This window comes from Bradyrhizobium sp. HKCCYLRH3061, from assembly GCF_051168015.1.
GTDB lineage: Bacteria > Pseudomonadota > Alphaproteobacteria > Rhizobiales > Xanthobacteraceae > Bradyrhizobium.
In genome coordinates, this window is record NZ_JBNPUE010000004.1 from 145,858 (window position 1) to 162,572 (window position 16,715).

Consider the following 16,715-nt stretch of genomic DNA (forward strand, 5'->3'; position numbering starts at 1 on the left):
ATGAGGCGCTTGGGACTTGCGCGATGTGACCGACTATGGCTGTTGATAGTGGTCTCCGGCAAGGTGGTAGCGACGCGGTGGGATTTTTCTCGTCAAGGAGCGGACGTCCAAGGCTCCGAGGATGGCCGTCGTGAAGGGCGGCCCTGATCTGCAGCGCAGTGGCGATGGCAATGCGCTGTCGCTGCGCGCGACCGGCGCCTGGACTGCGCCCTTTGCGCCGTCGCTCGAACGGCTCGTCGCCGATGCCGAAAAGCTCGCCGGCAAGAAGATCGATGTCTCCATCGACGTCTCCCAGGTGTCCAAGCTCGACACGTTCGGCGCCTGGCTGATCGAGCGGCTGCGCCGCAGCTTCACGACCGGAACCGTCGAGGTCCGGATCGATGGGCTCTCTGCGAACTACGCCAGCCTGGTCGACGAGGTTCGCCGCGTCAGCACCGCGCCCAATGGCGACGCGACGATGGTGACCATCACCGGCATGCTCGGCCAGATCGGCCTCAGTGTCGCCGGCATCTTCGGCACGGTCGCCGCACTCATCGACATGCTCGGCGCCGTGATCGTCGCTAGCGGCCGGGTCCTCATTCATCCCCGCAGCTTCCGACTGACCTCGACCATTCATCATCTCGAGCAGGTGTGCTGGCGCGCGGTGCCGATCATCGTGCTGATCACCTTCCTGATCGGCTGCATCATCGCTCAGCAGGGCATCTTCCATTTCCGAAGGTTCGGCGCGGACATCTTCGTCGTCGACATGCTAGGCGTGCTGGTGCTGCGCGAGATCGGCGTGCTGCTTGTGGCGATCATGATCGCCGGCCGGTCGGGCAGCGCCTACACGGCCGAGCTCGGCTCGATGAAGATGCGCGAGGAAATCGACGCGCTGCGCACCATGGGCTTCGATCCGATCGAGGTCCTGATCCTGCCGCGCATGCTGGCGCTGGTGATCGCGCTGCCGATCCTGGCCTTCCTCGGCGACATCGCCGCGCTCTATGGCGGCGGGCTGGTGGCCTGGTTTTATGGCGGCGTCGATCCCGAGGCCTTCCTGCTGCGCCTGCGCGATGCGATCTCGATCGATCATTTCAAGGTCGGCCTGCTCAAGGCGCCGGTGATGGCTGCCGTGATCGGGATCGTCGCCTGCGTCGAAGGACTGGCCGTGCAGGGCAGCGCCGAGTCGCTGGGGCGCCACACCACTTCGTCGGTGGTGAAGGGCATCTTTTTCGTCATCGTGATGGACGGCGTGTTCGCGATCTTCTTTGCCGCGGTCGGGATGTGAGCTGAGATGGTGCAGCAGGTCTCCGATCCCATCATCCGCGTGCGTGACGTCACCGTGCAGTTCGGCAAGACGCGCGTGCTCGACGGGCTCGACCTCGACGTCAAGCGCGGCGAGATCCTGGGCTTCGTCGGTCCCTCCGGCGCGGGCAAGTCGGTGCTGACGCGCACCATCATCGGTCTGGTGCCGAAGCTGTCGGGCAACATCGAGGTGTTCGGCGTCGATCTCGACGCCGCCGATCGTGCCGGCCGCCGCGCCGTCGAGCGGCGCTGGGGCGTGCTGTTCCAACAGGGCGCGTTGTTCTCCTCGCTCACGGTGCGGCAGAACATCCAGTTCCCGGTCCGGGAGTATCTCAAGGTCTCGCAGCGTCTGCTCGACGAGATCATGATCGCAAAGCTCGTGATGGTCGGATTGCGGCCCGATGTTGCTGATCGTTTCCCGAGCGAGCTGTCGGGGGGCATGATCAAGCGGGTCGCGCTGGCACGCGCGCTCGCGCTCGATCCGGAACTGGTGTTCCTCGATGAGCCGACCTCGGGACTCGACCCGATCGGCGCCGGCGATTTCGACGAGCTCGTCCGGACCCTGCAGCGCACTTTGGGACTGACGGTTTTCATGGTAACCCATGATCTCGACAGCCTGTATACGGCGTGCGACCGCATCGCCGTGCTTGGCGACGGCAAGATTATCGCCGCGGGATCGATGGCCGACATGCAGGCCTCGGAACATCCGTGGCTCCGACAGTATTTCCACGGCAAGCGTGCCCGAGCCGTGATGGGGTAGCGCGACGCGCCCCAGGGACGATTTTTGTGAGCGGGAGTGGGGACTGCCGCGACAAAGTTGATGGGGTGGGTGCCGCTGTCCGGCGCCAACCGACAGTGCGCGGAAGCGGGGGCTGGATGACCGCCGTGACGTGCCGGTACCGGAGTTGGTAATGGAAACGCGGGCGAATTACGTCCTGATCGGGTCGTTCACGCTGGCAGTGATTGCCGCGGCGATCGGGTTTGTCCTCTGGTTTCAGAGCCTGCACACGACCAAGCAGCGCAGCCCGCTGCGGGTCGTGTTCGAGGGGCCGGCCGCGGGTCTGCGCAACGGCGGCAGCGTCAACTTCAATGGTATCCGGGTCGGCGAGGTCATTTCGGTCAAGCTCGACAATCCGCGCCGCGTCGTGGCGCTGGCGATGGTCGAGAACAACGCGCCGATCCGCAAGGACACCCTGGTCGGGCTCGAGTTCCAGGGCCTGACCGGCGTCGCCGCGATCTCGCTGAAGGGCGGCGAGGAGGCTGCGCCGCCGCCGCCGCTCGACGAGGATGGCGTGCCGGTGCTGCGTGCCGATCCGACCCGGCTGCAGGACGTGACCGAAGCGATCCGCGCCACCTTGCAGAACATCAACAAGGTCGTCGCCGACAACCAGGACGCCGTAAAGAACTCAATCAAGAATCTCGAGGTGTTCACCCAGTCGCTGGCCCGTAATTCCGAGCGCATCGATGGCGTCATGAGCCGGGTCGACGGCATCATGGGCAAGGCCGATACCCTGATGCTCGGTCTCAACACGCTGGCCGGCGGCAAGGATGGCGGCGAGCTGTTCCTGACGGTGAAGTCGATCCGCGAGCTCGCCGAGGATCTGGACAAGCGCTCCGGCGCGCTGATGGCCGATGGACGGCGCACGCTGTCCGACATCAGCCGCGCCGTGAACAATTTCGACCGCAATCCGACCCGGGTCCTGTTCGGGGCCAGCAACTCCAGCCCGAGCAACGCCCAGGCCTCGCAGCCGGCGCCCGCGCCCTCCGCCAGCGGACGGCGGTGAGGCCTTGGCGAATAGCGAACGGGGAATAGCGAATAGGGTGCGTGAGCTCTCCTGCCGCGCGCCGCTGGTGGCTCCTTGGTCGGTGCGTCGTCGTCTCGTCTGACGGACCGTGACGTCCGAGTCCTGGGCGACCTCGACTGCAGGATGCGCCATCCAGCGCCAGGCCTTCCTGTCCGGTTGAGCGGAAGCGGGGCGGGAACGAGCGAAGCCGGAAAAAGCGTTGCTGGACCTGCAAAAGCAAAACGGAGGCCTCGCGGCCTCCGTTTGTTTTTCGATCGTTGGTCGGCTACTCGCCATTCGCCCCCTTCGTCACGCCAGCCTTCCGGCGGCGTGGGCGAGCAGGGTGTAGACCAGCCCGGTCTCCGAGGTGAGCTGGGCACGCAGCGCCTGCGGATTGCGGTCGTCGCGGGCGACCTCGTCGAGCAGTCGCTCGAACTCGGTGATGTAGCGGTCCACCGTCTGCTTGAAGGTGCGGTCGGCGCGGTACTTGCGGGCGACCTCGTCGAACGCCTTCTGGCCGGCCGGGGTGTAGAGACGCTTGGAGAACGCCTTGGTCTCGCCGCGCTGGTAGCGGTCCCACATCTCTGCCGCGAGATTGCGGTCCATCAGCCGGGCGATGTCGAGCGACAGCGACTCCAGTGGATTGCCCGACTGCTGCGCCGGACCGCGGCCACGCGGAGGCTGCGGCTGGCCGGCGGTGCTGTTGTCGGCCCGGTTGAGCAGGTCGGACAGCCAGTTGTCGCTGCGCTGATCGGCGACCGGACCCATCGGCGGCGCTTCGACCCGGCGTGGCTGCGGCGGCGGGGCCGGCGGCTGCATGCCGAGATCCGGCGGCGGCAGGTTGGCGACGCTGGTCGCAGCCGGCTCGCGCAGGCGCATGTCGGGCCGGCCGCCGACGGCTGCGGCGACGATCGGCTCTTCCTGACGGATCACGGCGGCGGGCGCGGCGACCGCGGCGGGGCGCGACGCGCTGACCACGTCGAGGCCGCGGCCATGATGGGCGACGATCCGGTTGAGCTCGGCCAGCGCCTCGATCTGGTCGACGATGACCTTGCGCATCTGCGCCGTGCTCTCGGCGGCCTCCTGCGGCATCTCCAGCACGCCGCGGCGCAGCTCGTTGCGCGTCGCCTCGAGCTCGCGATGCATCTCGGCGGTCATCTGCTTCATGCTCGACACCAGCGTGGCGAACTTCTCGGCCGACTGCTTGAACATCGCATCGGCTTCCTGCGTGCTCTGCTGGTAGATCTCCTGCATCTGCGACGTGGTGAGGCGGCGCTCCTCCTCGGCGTTGGTGCGGATGGCTTCGAACTGGCGGCTGAGCGCGGTGGAGCCGGCACCCGCCGTTTCCGCCACGACGCGGGCGATGTCGCGGGCGCGCTCCTCGGCGGCCGCCAAGGACTCGTCGAGCAGGGTGGTGAAGCGGGTCAGACGCTGGTCGAGATCGGCCGTGCGCAGATCGATGGTGGTGACCAGCGATTCCAGCGTCGTCTTGCGATCCGAGATCGAGACGGTCGCATCGCGGTTGCTCTGCTCGACGATCGCCGCCGCCTCGATCAGCGCCTTGCCATGCGCGTCGAACTGGCTGGACAGCGAGTTGAGATCCTCCAGCGCCCGCGACGTCTTGGAGTTGAACACGTTGAGCTGGTCCTCGAGCGTCTGCGTCGCGGTGCCGTTGCGCGCGGTGACGTCGTTCATCGCGGTGACGAAGTCGGCCACCCGGGTGACCAGCGCCCGCTCCAGCGAGTTGAGGTTGTCGTGGGCTCCGGTCAGGACCTCCTGCAGCAGGATGTTGCCCTCGCGCAGACGCTCGAACAGGGCGACCGTGTCGGTGCGCAGGATCTTGCTCGTCTCCTGCATCTCGGTGACCGCGGCCACCGAGACCTGGCGCGACTGCTCGATCGCCGCGCGCGAGGCCTGCTCCAGCTCCTTGAGCGACTTGGTGATCGCGGTGGTCGCAAGCTCGCCCGCCGAGGTGATGGTGCGGGCGACCTCGGAGCCGTTGCCATTGACGCTCTGGGCGAAGTTCTGGCCGCGCACCTCGATCGCCTTCAGCGCGTCGGTGGTGACGCGATCGATCTCGATCGTGAGTTGGTTGGTCTTGGAGTTGAGCGCCTCGACCAGGGTGCCGCGCTTGCCGTCGAGCATCTGCGACAGCCGCTCGCTCTGCTGCTGCACATAGGTGACGATCTCGTCGGTCTTGCCGGTCATGGCCGAGCCGAACGAGTTGCCGGCGGCGAGCACCGAGCGCTCGATCTCGGTCGAGGTCGACTTGACCCGCGTGGAGACCTCGTTGGAGGCGGCGACGAGCGCGCTCTGCGCGTTGAGCGCGCTGCTCTGGATCGCGTCGGTGGTGTTCGCCGCGACGGAATTGATGACGCGCTCGATCTCCGACGACATCGCCTTGAGCTGGCCCGCGGTGTCGGTGGAGGTGGCCGTCAGCAGGTTCTGCGCCTCGCGCGCGCCGCCGACGATCACCGCGACCGTCTCGGTCGTGGTCGTCGTCAGCACCGCCTGGGCTTCGCGTGCGCTGCCGACCAGGGTGGCTGCGGTGTCGGCCGACGTGGCGGTCAGCGACATCTGCGCCTGGCGCGCGCTGTTGAGGATCGAGGTCGCGGTATCGGCGCCGACGGACGACAGCGTCCGCTCGACGTCGACGGCCAGCGACTTGACGTGCTCGGTTGCTTCCGTCGAGGCGGTGACGAGCTTCGACTGGACGTCGCGGGCGCTGTCGACGATTGCCGCGGCCGTGCTGGTCCCGACCGCCGCGAGCGTGCGCTCGACGTCGGCCGCCAGCGACTTGACGTGATTGGCCGCTTCGGACGAAGCGCTGATCAGCGTGTTCTGCGCTTCCCGGGCGCCGCCGGTGATCGTTTCCGCGGTGGTCGTCCCCGCGATCGACAGCGAGCGCTGGACGTCGACGGTCAGCGCCTTGACCTGTTCGGCCGCTTCGCTCGATGCCGCGAGCAGGGCATGCTGGGCATCGCGAGCGCCCGCCGTGATGGCTTCGGCGGTTTCCGTCCCGGCACTGGTCAGCGAGCGCTGCACGTCGGCTGCGAGCGACTTCACGTGGTCGGCTGCGTTGGAGGAGGCGGACACCAGCGTGTTCTGGACCTCGCGCGCACCGGCGAGGATCGAGGCTGCCGTGGCTGAGCCGGCGGCCGTCAGCGCCTGCTCGACGTCGACGGCGAGCGACTTGACGTGGGTGGCGGCGTCGGAGGAGGCGGACACCAGCGTGTTCTGGGCCTCGCGCGCACCGGCGAGGATCGAGGCTGCGGTGGTCGACCCTGCCGCCGTGAGCGTACGCTCGACGTCGGCCGACAGCGACTTGATCTGGTCGGCGGTCTCGCCGGAGGCCGCGACCAGCGCGGCCTGGGCCTCGCGCGCACTGGTCAGGACGGCCTCGGCCGCGCCGCTGCCTGCGTTCGACAGGGCACGCTCGACCTCGGCGGACGTGTTCTTCAGCTGCGAGCCGACGTCAGTCGAGACGTTGAGCAGCGACTGCTGTGCCGAGCGGGCACCGGTCTGGATCGTCTCGCTGGTGTTGACCACGAGGTTTGTGAGCGCCCGCTCCGCATCTTCCACATGCGACTTGATGCTGGCGGACAGCAGCTCGGCGCGGGTCATCAGTTCGTCGCTGGCCTGGCGGCCGCTGCTCTCGATGCGGCCGGCCACGGCCTCGACGCGCGAGCCGAGCAGGTCTTCGAACTGCGAGACGCGCTGGTCGATGTCCTTGGCGATCGAGCCGACGCGGGTCTCGATGCCCTGATGGATGTCCTGGAAGCGCGCGGTGACCGCCTCGGTCAGCTCGTAGCTGCGGCCATCGATGATGTTCGACAGGCTATGGATGCGCTGATCGATCGCTTCGAGCGCCTTGTCGGTGCCGTCGGTCAGTGAGGAGGTCAGAATGTTGAGGCGGGAATCGATCGACTGGATCGCCTGTGCCGAGCCGTCGGTCAGCGAGGTGGTCAGAACGGTCAGCCGCGAGTCGATCGCGTGTAGAACCTGCGCCGCGCCGTCGGTCAGCGAATTGGACAGAGTACCGAGGCGGCCCTCGATCGTCGAGGTGACCGAGGTCGCGCGGGTGTCGAAGTTCTCCTCGAGCGACTTGAGGCGGCCCTCGACGCTGTCGTCGAAGGTCTTGATCTTCGCATCGAGCGAGGTGTCGAGGGTGGTGATGCGGGCCTGCAGATTGGTCTCGAACTGGTTCAGCCGCTGATCCAGCGTCGCCGTGATCTCACCGCTGTTGGACGACAGCCGCGTATCGAACGTATCGACATAGGACTTGAGATTGTCGGAGATTTCCTGGGTCCGCTGGCCCATGCGCTCGACGATCTCGCCGCCATAGGTCTTCACCGTGCGGTCGAACTCTGTGATGTGCCGGGTGATCAGCGCGCCCAAGGTCGAGCTGTCGCGTGCGAAGCGCTCGGCGAGCTCGGTGCCCTGGTTCTTCACCAGCTCGTCGAAGGCACTGATCTGGATCGACAGCGTGTCGTGGGTGCTCTCGGTCTGGCTGACGACCTTGGCGACCAGCGAATTGACGGTCGCATCGAGCGACTCGCTCGCCTTCTCGCCTGACGTGACGATGTGGCCGGACATGCGCTGGCTCGCCTCGTCGATCTTGGTGACGAGATCGCCGCTGCGCAGCTCGAGCTCCAGCAGGAGGGACTCGCCGGAGGCCTTGAGCTGGTCGTGGAGCTGCTCGGTGCGCACCGAGATGCCGTCGACGATGGCCGCCGTGCGCTGCTCGAACTCGCCGGTGATGCGGTCGATGCGCTCGTTGAGCATCTCGTGGACTCGGTCCGACAGGTCGGCGAACTCGTCGTGGACGTGGCCGGTCTTGAAATTGAGGCTGGTGGTGAGCCGCTCCGAGGCGTCGAGCACGGCGCGGGTGGTCTCGGCGCTGGCCTCTTCGAGCCGGTCGAGCAGATCGCCACCGCGCTCGCCGAGCGCGAGGATCATGTTGTCGCCGGCGTTGCCGAGCGCGGCCGTGATGTGGGCGCCGCGCTCTTCCAGCGCGCCGGTGATGCTCTTGGCGACCTCGTCGACCCGCGACGCGATGGCGTCCGAGATCAGCGCGATGTCGTGGCGAAGGTCGATCTGGACGCCCGAGATGGCGCTGCGGACCTGCTCGGCCTGGCCGACGAGGTTGTCGCGCTGGTGGGCGATGTCCTGCAGCAGGGCGCGGATGCGGACCTCGTTGTCGCTGTAGGCGCGCTCGAGGGCCGCGACCTCGTTGGCGACCAGCATCTCGAGCTCGCCCGCGCGCGCGATCGCGCGCTCGACGCCGTCGCCCATCGCCGCGACCTCGCGGCGGATGGCCTGGCCGACGGTCACGATCGAATCGCTGACGGCGCCCTCCGGCTCGGAGAAGCGGATCGCCACCTGCGCCATCGACTGCGCGATCATGCGCAGCTCCTGGCCGCGCCAGGCGAGGCTCGCGAGGAAATAGAACAGCAGAACGGGTGCGAAGAACACCGCGGCGAGGCCGGCGAGCACCAGCACGCCGCCGCTCTGGCCGATCAAGGCCTGCAAGGCGGGCAGGAAGCCGATGGTCAGCAGCACGCAGCCGACGATCCAGATGCCTGCAAAGGCGGTTGCCAGCGTGTAGACGCCGCGCGACGGGCGGCCCTTCTGGATCGCCTGCAGCAACTGGCCGATGGTTTCGCGGTCGTCATTGGCCGGACGGCGCGCGGCGAGCGGCGGCGGCTCAATCTCGTCAAGGCTGCTGCGATCGATGCCCGGACGGGAGTCGAACGAATCCAGGCTCGACACGCCGTTCGGCATGACCGGCGGGGCTCCGTCAGCGTGGACCGAGCTCTGCGAGTCCGTGGGCGCGGACGAATCGCTGATGTTCAAAGCCTCCTGAATGGCGGACAGCGCAACTTCAGTCGGGTCTTTGACCTTTTTCGGAGTGTTCGCCATGTTGAGTCCGAGCCCTCGTCTTAATTTCGATCCGGCGAGCCGCGTACGAGTGCCCTCTCGCAACGCTCGAACCGGACGTCATCCCTCGCAGGCACCAGGGGTGGCAAATTCCGCCAGGTGACCCAGTCCATCCGGGCATCATCCTATTGGCTGTGCCTGTTGAAAGAAATGGCCGTGGTTAAGAGATTCTTAATCATCGTTAACAGCAGCCGCCGTTAACACTTTAGAAGTTCTGCGAATTCCCGTTTCTGCCGCGATTGGGGCAGAGCCGGGCCCAAATCGCGGCAAACCCGCGGCAATTGGGCCGGTAACAATGCATTAACCATTGTCGTGCTTGGCTTACCACAGGCGCGCGCGGCGCGCCCGCCGGACCCGGATTGCCGCCATGATTCCCGACCTTTCACGGATCGAATGGATGCCCTCGCCCCCGCTGGTTCCCGACGACGGGCCGATCAGCCTGGACCTGCTGCGCCGGATGACGCTCGGCGACAGCGCGCTCGAGCGCGAGGTGCTCGCCATGTTCTCCAGCCAGGCCGTCCGCCTGCTGGAGCGGTTGCAGGTGATGCCCGAGGATGCCGCCACCATCGCCCACACGCTGAAGGGCTCGGCCCGCGCCGTCGGCGCGCTCGACGTCGCCGACGCGGCGGAAGGGCTCGAAGCGGCGCTGCGGGCGGGCGATCCGGCCGATGCGCTGGCCTGGCTCGGCACGGCGATCGCGCAGGCCCGCGCGGCGATTTCGGAGATGCTCGGCGCGGCCTGAGCGGCCGGCGGCAGCACTAGCGCGGAGCGGAGCGGTCCGTTATAGGACAGCCCGACCTCATTTCCTGCGCAGCACGAGCACACATGGCCAAGATCACCTTTGTCGACCATACCGGCGAATCCCGAACCGTTGAGATCGAGAACGGCGCGACCGTGATGGAAGCGGCGATCCGCAATGCCATTCCCGGCATCGAGGCTGAATGCGGCGGCGCCTGCGCCTGCGCGACCTGCCATGTCTATGTCGACGAAGCCTGGCGCGAGAAGGTCGGCCCGCCGACCCCGATGGAAGAGGACATGCTCGATTTCGGCTACGATGTCCGGCCGAATTCCCGTCTTTCCTGCCAGATCAAGGTCTCCGACGAGCTCGACGGCCTCGTCGTCTCCACCCCCGAGCGTCAGGCCTGACCGTTCGCCTCGCGCCCTCGTCGCCGCGCCTCCGATGATCGCCGCCAGGCCTATGCCGGCGGCGCGATCGTCACGCCGCGGCGGACCCAGGGTTGTAGCGCAGCAATGAGATTCGGCGTCAGCGGCGCCGGCTTGCGCGTCACTTCGTCGATCAGGACCATGACCGCGGTGGCCGACGCCACGCAGCGCCCGTCCGAGAATACGACCTGCTCGCAGGTCACCGACGTGCGCCCCAGCCTCACGACCCCCAGTCCCAGCTCGATTGTGCCCGGCCAGCGCAGCTCGGCCCGGAAATGCATGTCGAGCCGCACCATGATCCAGGCCAGCCCCTCTTGGCCGAGGCCGTGCCGCGGGTCCTTCATCAGGGTCACCCGGCCGGTCTCGAAATAGGTCGCGTAGACTGCGTTGTTGACGTGCTGGTTGGGGTCGAGGTCGCCGAAGCGGACATTGTCCGTGAGGCGGTAGGGAAAGTCCTCCAGGCGTGGCGCGTGGTCGCGACGGGCCGTCTCTGTCACTGATTGATCTCCATCATTCATGTCCCCTTCAAACCCGGCTAAGCCCGCCGCTGCAAGCCGCGCGAGCGGAGGGCGGCTTTTGTGCCTTCCCTGCGACCAGCCCGTTGGCTACAAATTCGGAACCGCCATCTGCCGCCCTCCGTCGAGCGGCGCCTCCAACGAGAAGAGCGACATGAGCGAAGCGATCAAGACCGATGTGCTGATCATTGGCGCGGGCCCTTGCGGACTGTTTGCCGTTTTTGAACTGGGGCTGCTCGACATCAAGGCGCATCTGATCGACATCCTCGATAAGGTCGGCGGCCAATGCGCCGAGCTGTATCCGGAGAAGCCGATCTACGACATTCCCGGCGTGCCGATGGTGACGGGGCAGGGCCTCACCGATCAATTGATGGAGCAGATCAAGCCGTTCAGTCCGACCTTCCATCTCGGCGAGATGGTCGAGAAGGTCGAGAAGATCGGCGATCCCGGTTTTCGCGTCACCACCGATGCCGGCAAGGTGTTCGAGTGCAAGGTCGTGGTGATCGCCGCCGGCGGCGGCTCGTTCCAGCCCAAGCGTCCGCCGGTGCCGGGCATCGAGGCCTACGAAGGCACCTCGGTATTTTATGCCGTGCGCAAGATGGAGCAGTTCCGCGACAAGCATGTCGTCATCGTCGGCGGCGGCGATTCCGCGCTCGACTGGACGCTCAATCTGCATCCCCTTGCCAAGCGCATCACGCTCGTCCATCGCCGCGACGACTTCCGTGCCGCGCCGCACAGCGTCGAGCAGATGCGCGCGCTGGTCGCGAGCGGCAAGATGGATCTGCGCATCGGTCAGGTGACCGCGCTCGAAGGTGCGAACGGTCAGCTTTCCGCGGCCACCATCAAGGGCAACGACAATGCGGTCGAGACCGTGCCGTGCGAGATGATGCTGCCGTTCTTCGGCCTGACGATGAAGCTCGGCCCGGTCGCCGAGTGGGGCCTCGCGCTCGAGCACAATCTCATTCCGGTCGAGACGTCGGCGTTCGAGACCTCGGTGCCCGGCATCTTCGCGATCGGCGACATCAATACCTATCCCGGCAAGATCAAGCTGATCCTGTGCGGCTTCCACGAGGGCGCGCTGATGGCGCAGAAGGCGCACCGCTACGTGTATCCGGAGAAGCGGCTGGTGTTCCAGTACACGACGTCGTCGTCGAGCCTGCAGAAGAAGCTCGGCGTCAACTAATTCGTTCGCACAGTGGAACCCGGCACCGCCGGACCAACTCAAATGTGAAGAAATGTTTCCTGCGCGTGCCGGTTTCACCGGCGCGCCAGACCTGTTATGGGCTGGAACGATGCACGAAACGGCCGTACTGTGCGGCCATTCATTTTGTGACTTGGTCAAGGTGAGATGATGATGCGCAATGCGTTTCCCCGACTTCGGCTGGTGCCTGGTGTGACGAAGCTCGCGATCGGCGCGCTCGTTGTTGCCGGTGCTCTGCTGACGCGGCCTGCGCTCGCGGCTGAGCCGACCGCGGCCGGTCTGTGGCAGAAGGTGGAGGATGGCAGGCCCGTCGGCTGGTTTCTCTTCATCGACCACGACGGCGTGTTCGAGGGCGTGATCGCCAAGACGTTTCCGCGTCCCGGCGACAATCCGAACGAGGTCTGTTCGAAGTGCAGCGATGACCGCAAGAATGCGCCGGTGCTCGGCATCTCCTTCGTGCGTGACATGAAGCGCGAGGGGCTGAAATACGAAGGCGGCAACGTGCTCAACCCGCGCGACGGCAACATCTGGAAGGCCAACATGCGGGTCACTCCGGATGGGCAGTCGCTGATCCTGCACGGCTATCTCGGCATCTCGCTGTTCGGCAAGGACGAGACCTGGACCCGCCTGCCGGACAGCAACATGGCGCAGATCGATCCGGCGATCCTCGCCAAATATCTGCCCTCGCAGGCGACGACGGCAACAGGCCCCGCTACCAAGCAGGCGCCGCCGATGATGAAGAAGCCGGCTGCGATCAAGTAGACGGCTTCCGAACTACGACCGTCGCTCCTGGCCGACAAGGGACGCGATCTCGGACACCGCGTCGGCGAAGAACTTGATCCAGGTCAAACGCGTGGTCGAGGACAAGGTCTCCATGATCATCCGAGCGTTGCTTGCCGGTGGTTGTGCGGGCCATTGGCCGCAGCGGTCGGAATTCGACGAGGGAGCGATGCTGATGCTGCGTTGGATAATCGCGGGGAGCGCGGCCATCTCCATGATCCCGATCGCCGCTGCTCAAACCCATGATTCCAATTATCCTGTCTGCCTACAAAAGTGGGAATGGGGTGGTAGCACCTCTTTCGAATGCACCTATACATCCTGGGATCAGTGTCGAAGGGCAGGTTGGGGTCTCGCGGCCATGTGCGTGAACAACCCATATTGGGCACAACGACAATCAGGATCGCTTGGCGGTGGTCGCCGCCGACTTGCGCGCTGAGCGTTGGGACGTCGAGGGGGCGGCCCAGCTCTCCGTCCGCTCCCAACTCACCATGAGGCTCAGAGATCTCGCTGCCACACGGCCATTGTCCCTGAGCGCCCGCTCACGGAGGGCCTCCCGAAAGACGCTGTGCGGAGCGGAGCGCTGCAGGCCGTTCTTCCTCTGCGATCTCTGCCCGAATGGCCGACTACTGCCTCACCACGCCCGCGGGCGGCAGCGGCTGGCTGGTGACGTTGGGCTCGGCCGCATCGAGGTTGAGCACTTGCGCCGCAGCCGGAAAGGCGGCGTCGGCCATCGCGGCATGGCCCTCCGCCGTCGGATGCACGGCGCCGCCATAGACCGCGGACAGCACGCCCCAGCTCGCATCGTGGATGTCGGAGGGCTGCATCGCCGCCGGCAGCCCTTGCGGATAGGTCATCGCCGAGAAGTAGCTGTCGTTGGCGTCGCGGATCCAGCGCGCGCGCGGCAGATAGGGGCGATACTCGCTGGCGCCGCGGCCGCACAGCAGCGGCTCGTTGGCGGCGCTGACGATGTTCGGATCGAAGCTGGCGCCGTCGGCCGAAAAGCATTCGCGGTCGAACGGCGGATCCTGCGGCGAGCGGGCGCAGAAGCCGTGATCGGCAAACGCGGCCTGATGCGCATCGACGAAGGTCATGCGGTCGGCCTGCGGGTCGCGGCACAGGACTCCCGCGGTGCATTGCGCCAGCCCGCGCAGTGACGGCAGGAACTCGTTCTCGACGAAGCCCGCGACCTTGGCAAGCCGCTGTGGATTGGCATTGAACGACGGGTGGACCTCGAAGCCGGCCGGACCACCCGGGCAGGGCGTGCCCGGGCCGCTCAGCGCCGGGTTGCCGTAGGATGTGTAGATGACGTGCGAGAGGTCGCCGACCAGCGGCTTCAGCGCCTCGCGCAGCTTGGCAAAACCCTGCGGCAGGTCGCGCGCCAGCTCGCTGCGCGATTCCTCGACCGAGCCGATCACGCCGGAGCGCTTGAACAGCGTGCGCTCGGTGGGCGTATCGACGATGACGTCGGCGACGAGGCCGGAGAAGTTGATGTCGTTGGCGCCGATCGACAGCAGAATCAGATCGAGCTTGCGGTCCGGCTGGCGGCGCTTGGCCGCGGTCAGCGCCTCGCGCAGCTCGCCGAGCTGGCCGTTGACGCCGCCGGCGCAGGTGGCCGCAGAGCGGCCCGGCGTGCATTCGCGCGCGCGCTGACTGCCGAACAGGCCGTCGGCGATGGTAGCGCCGGTGCAGGCAAGCGGCAGGTAGGTGACCGCGACATGCGGATAGCGCACGGCGAGCGCCAGCGCCGTCCGTGTCTGGTAGCTGTAGAGCGAGCGGTGGCAGGCGGCGTTGAGCCAGACCGCGCTGTGCTTCTGCCAGTTCTGCAGCGTGTCCGGCGCCTCGCAGGCGCGGCCGCCTTTGAAGCCGGCGCGGCTCGGCCGATAATATTGCGCGGTCGGACCGCCGAGATAGGAGCGGAAGCAGAAGCCTTCGTCGGCGAGCGCGATCGGGCGGTCCGGATTGCCCTCGCCGGAGGCGATGCTGTCGCCGAGGCCGGCGATCAGGACGTCGCGGACCTGGATTCCGGTCGAGACCTGCAGCGTCCCATCCGGGCTGGCGACATCGACGGATGCCACGGTCTGCCGGCCGTAGCGGACGCGCAGGTTGACCGGCTCGGCGCAGTCGAATGTCGAGGTCTGCGGCCCGTCGCCGTCGTCGAACGACCACGCGCAGGTGGCGCCGACCGGAACCGGGCCGGTCAGGCGCACGGTGACCGGGTGGTCGATCGGCGTGAGATAGCTTTCCTTGACGTTGTCGCGCGTGCATGGCTCGTTGATGCGACCGGCGAGGTCGATGCAGAGCCGGTTGACGACGTTGCGGGCCCAGCCGCGGCCGTCGCTCTGCACCGCCAACGCCTGCTCGGCGGCGAGGATTGAGCGGTCGCGCGTGCTCTCGGTATGCAGCAGGAAGTCGCGCTCCTCCCGGAAGAGACGGAAGCGGTTGCGCACCTCCCAGCTGACCTGCAGCGGCGCCGTGCCGAACTGCGCGGCGGCCTCGGTGGCGGCGAGAGGGGCAAGCAGGCCGGCCAGGACGCAGGCGGCGAGCAACGGACGATGGGGCATTCGGGTCATGCGCAAGGATTCACGTCAGCGATGGGGCGGAAATAAGAGGATCGCACGCGACTTCAACCGGCCGAGGGGCGAGCCGCTGCGTCGTCCGCGAGAGAATTGATGCTCAGCGCTGGGAGTGCCGCTTGATGCGCTGGGGAACCGCAGCGTGCGCCGTGGTCGCGGCGCGCTTGGCGGCGATCTCGTCCGACACCGCGCCCTGCAGCCGGCGCCGCTCCTGCCACGGCTTGACCACATTCAGCCAGAGTTCCCTGATGCCCATGATGGAGATCGCCGTCGCGAACGGGATCACGAAATACAGCACGCGGAAAACGAGCAGGGTGGCCAGCAACTGCTCGCGGCCGAACTGCGGCAGCGCCACCAGCATCGCGGCATCGAACACGCCGATGCTGCCGGGGGCATGGCTGGCAAAGCCGAGCAGGGTAGCGAGGATGAACACCACCGACAGCGACAGGAAATCGATCGGCGGAGCGGCGGGGACGAGGAGGTACATCGCCAGCGCGCAGAAGCCGAGGTCGACCACTCCGATCAGGATCTGCACGAGCGTGAGCTGCGCCGAGGGCAGCACCACCTTCCAACCGTTCTGGCCGAGCTGGCGCCGGTTCTTGCCGGCGGTCAGCCATCCGAGATAGGCGAAGATCGCCCCGAGGATGCCGATCGCGATCAACTGGTTCACCGCCGGGGGCAACTGGTCCATCGCGGTGGCGGCGGCCGGATGCAAGGTCATGCCGATACCGAGCACGAACAGATTGCCGAGCCAGAAGGTCAGGCCCGATAGGAAGCAGATCTTGGCGACGTCGATCGCGGACAGGCCGTAGTCGGAGTAGATCCGGAACCGGATGGCGCCGCCGGTGAACACGGTGGCGCCGATGTTGTGGCCGATCGAATAGCTGGTGAAGGCGCTCATCGCCGCGATGCGATAGGGCACGTGTTTCTTGCCAATCGTTCGCAGCGCAAAATAGTCATAGAAGGTCAGCGTGCAGAACGCGCCGACCACACACAAGGCCGCGAGCGCGATGTGACCGGGCGGGATTTCGGTGAGCGCGGTCAGGATGACGCCGGCGTCGACGCCCTTCAGCGTGCGCACGAGCGTCGTGATCGCGAAGGCGATGATCGCAAGGCTCGCTGCAATCCCCAGCCGCTTCCAGCCGATCCATTTCTTGAAGCCACGCCCAAGCGTGGTCAGCAGGCGCTGCATTCATCCTCCCGGCGGGGCGGTACTAGATCTTGGAAAAGAGGCGAAACCATTGATCGATGGGGCGGGCAATTCGTGACAGCCTGTTTCTTATGCTAAAATGCGCAGCTTGTGCAGTCCTTGACACAGGTCAGCTCCGACCCATGCGGCGCAGGTCTGTCACACTCCGGTCACATAGCTGGCGGCCCGTCCGCCTCAGTTCGGTCCAACTGGTTACCCGCGAGTTTCACGGGCAAACCTGGTCCTCCGCGCCCGGTTCCGGACGGCAGGCTCGGTGACACAGGAACG

13 protein-coding genes are annotated in these 16,715 nt (G+C 66.7%); 8 read left to right on the forward strand and 5 right to left on the reverse strand.

Annotation, left to right across the window (positions count from 1 at the left end; genetic code table 11):
* Positions 1–130: 130 nt before the first annotated feature.
* The 3 genes from ACQR2C_RS09960 (at position 131) to ACQR2C_RS09970 (ending at position 3,065) form a co-directional block, all read left to right on the forward strand.
* Entirely contained in the window at positions 131–1,264 is a 1,134-nt protein-coding gene (locus tag ACQR2C_RS09960; protein ID WP_315804354.1) for an ABC transporter permease, read from the forward strand.
* A 6-nt stretch (positions 1,265–1,270) separates the two neighbouring features.
* Positions 1,271–2,041 carry an ABC transporter ATP-binding protein gene (locus tag ACQR2C_RS09965; RefSeq protein WP_315804333.1) on the forward strand — a complete coding sequence of 257 codons (771 nt, stop codon included), beginning with the start codon at positions 1,271–1,273 and terminating at the stop codon, positions 2,039–2,041.
* 151 nt (positions 2,042–2,192) lie between these two features.
* A complete protein-coding gene (locus tag ACQR2C_RS09970; protein ID WP_315804332.1) occupies positions 2,193–3,065 on the forward strand; it encodes an MlaD family protein in 873 nt (290 codons plus the stop codon).
* A 309-nt stretch (positions 3,066–3,374) separates the two neighbouring features.
* Here ACQR2C_RS09970 and ACQR2C_RS09975 read toward each other — a convergent pair whose 3' ends face one another.
* The gene (locus ACQR2C_RS09975) at positions 3,375–8,987 is read right to left on the reverse strand and encodes a methyl-accepting chemotaxis protein (RefSeq protein WP_434881026.1); all 5,613 of its coding nucleotides are present in this window, start codon (positions 8,985–8,987) and stop codon (positions 3,375–3,377) included.
* A 415-nt stretch (positions 8,988–9,402) separates the two neighbouring features.
* Between ACQR2C_RS09975 and ACQR2C_RS09980 the strand changes: the two genes are divergently transcribed.
* Positions 9,403–9,747 carry an Hpt domain-containing protein gene (locus ACQR2C_RS09980; protein ID WP_434881027.1) on the forward strand — a complete coding sequence of 115 codons (345 nt, stop codon included), beginning with the start codon at positions 9,403–9,405 and terminating at the stop codon, positions 9,745–9,747.
* Positions 9,748–9,830: 83 nt separating this feature from the next.
* Positions 9,831–10,151: a 2Fe-2S iron-sulfur cluster-binding protein gene (locus ACQR2C_RS09985; RefSeq protein WP_315707114.1), complete on the forward strand. Its 321-nt coding sequence runs from the start codon at positions 9,831–9,833 to the stop codon at positions 10,149–10,151.
* A 50-nt stretch (positions 10,152–10,201) separates the two neighbouring features.
* Here the strand turns inward: ACQR2C_RS09985 and ACQR2C_RS09990 are convergent, their stop codons facing one another.
* Positions 10,202–10,666 carry an acyl-CoA thioesterase gene (locus ACQR2C_RS09990; protein WP_316239270.1) on the reverse strand — a complete coding sequence of 155 codons (465 nt, stop codon included), beginning with the start codon at positions 10,664–10,666 and terminating at the stop codon, positions 10,202–10,204.
* Between the two features lie 172 nt (positions 10,667–10,838).
* Between ACQR2C_RS09990 and ACQR2C_RS09995 the strand changes: the two genes are divergently transcribed.
* The gene (locus tag ACQR2C_RS09995; RefSeq protein WP_315804328.1) at positions 10,839–11,867 is read left to right on the forward strand and encodes an NAD(P)/FAD-dependent oxidoreductase; all 1,029 of its coding nucleotides are present in this window, start codon (positions 10,839–10,841) and stop codon (positions 11,865–11,867) included.
* 171 nt (positions 11,868–12,038) lie between these two features.
* A complete protein-coding gene (locus ACQR2C_RS10000; protein WP_315804353.1) occupies positions 12,039–12,647 on the forward strand; it encodes a DUF2147 domain-containing protein in 609 nt (202 codons plus the stop codon).
* Between the two features lie 12 nt (positions 12,648–12,659).
* Here ACQR2C_RS10000 and ACQR2C_RS10005 read toward each other — a convergent pair whose 3' ends face one another.
* Positions 12,660–12,875, reverse strand: a complete 216-nt coding sequence (locus tag ACQR2C_RS10005) for a hypothetical protein (protein ID WP_434881105.1) — start codon at positions 12,873–12,875, stop codon at positions 12,660–12,662.
* Between the two features lie 4 nt (positions 12,876–12,879).
* Between ACQR2C_RS10005 and ACQR2C_RS10010 the strand changes: the two genes are divergently transcribed.
* Positions 12,880–13,101, forward strand: a complete 222-nt coding sequence (locus tag ACQR2C_RS10010; RefSeq protein ID WP_434881098.1) for a DUF3551 domain-containing protein — start codon at positions 12,880–12,882, stop codon at positions 13,099–13,101.
* A 187-nt stretch (positions 13,102–13,288) separates the two neighbouring features.
* Here ACQR2C_RS10010 and ACQR2C_RS10015 read toward each other — a convergent pair whose 3' ends face one another.
* The gene (locus tag ACQR2C_RS10015) at positions 13,289–15,235 is read right to left on the reverse strand and encodes a hypothetical protein (RefSeq protein WP_434881028.1); all 1,947 of its coding nucleotides are present in this window, start codon (positions 15,233–15,235) and stop codon (positions 13,289–13,291) included.
* Between the two features lie 103 nt (positions 15,236–15,338).
* Positions 15,339–16,430, reverse strand: a complete 1,092-nt coding sequence (locus ACQR2C_RS10020) for a lysylphosphatidylglycerol synthase transmembrane domain-containing protein (RefSeq protein WP_315804325.1) — start codon at positions 16,428–16,430, stop codon at positions 15,339–15,341.
* Positions 16,431–16,715 lie beyond the last annotated feature (285 nt).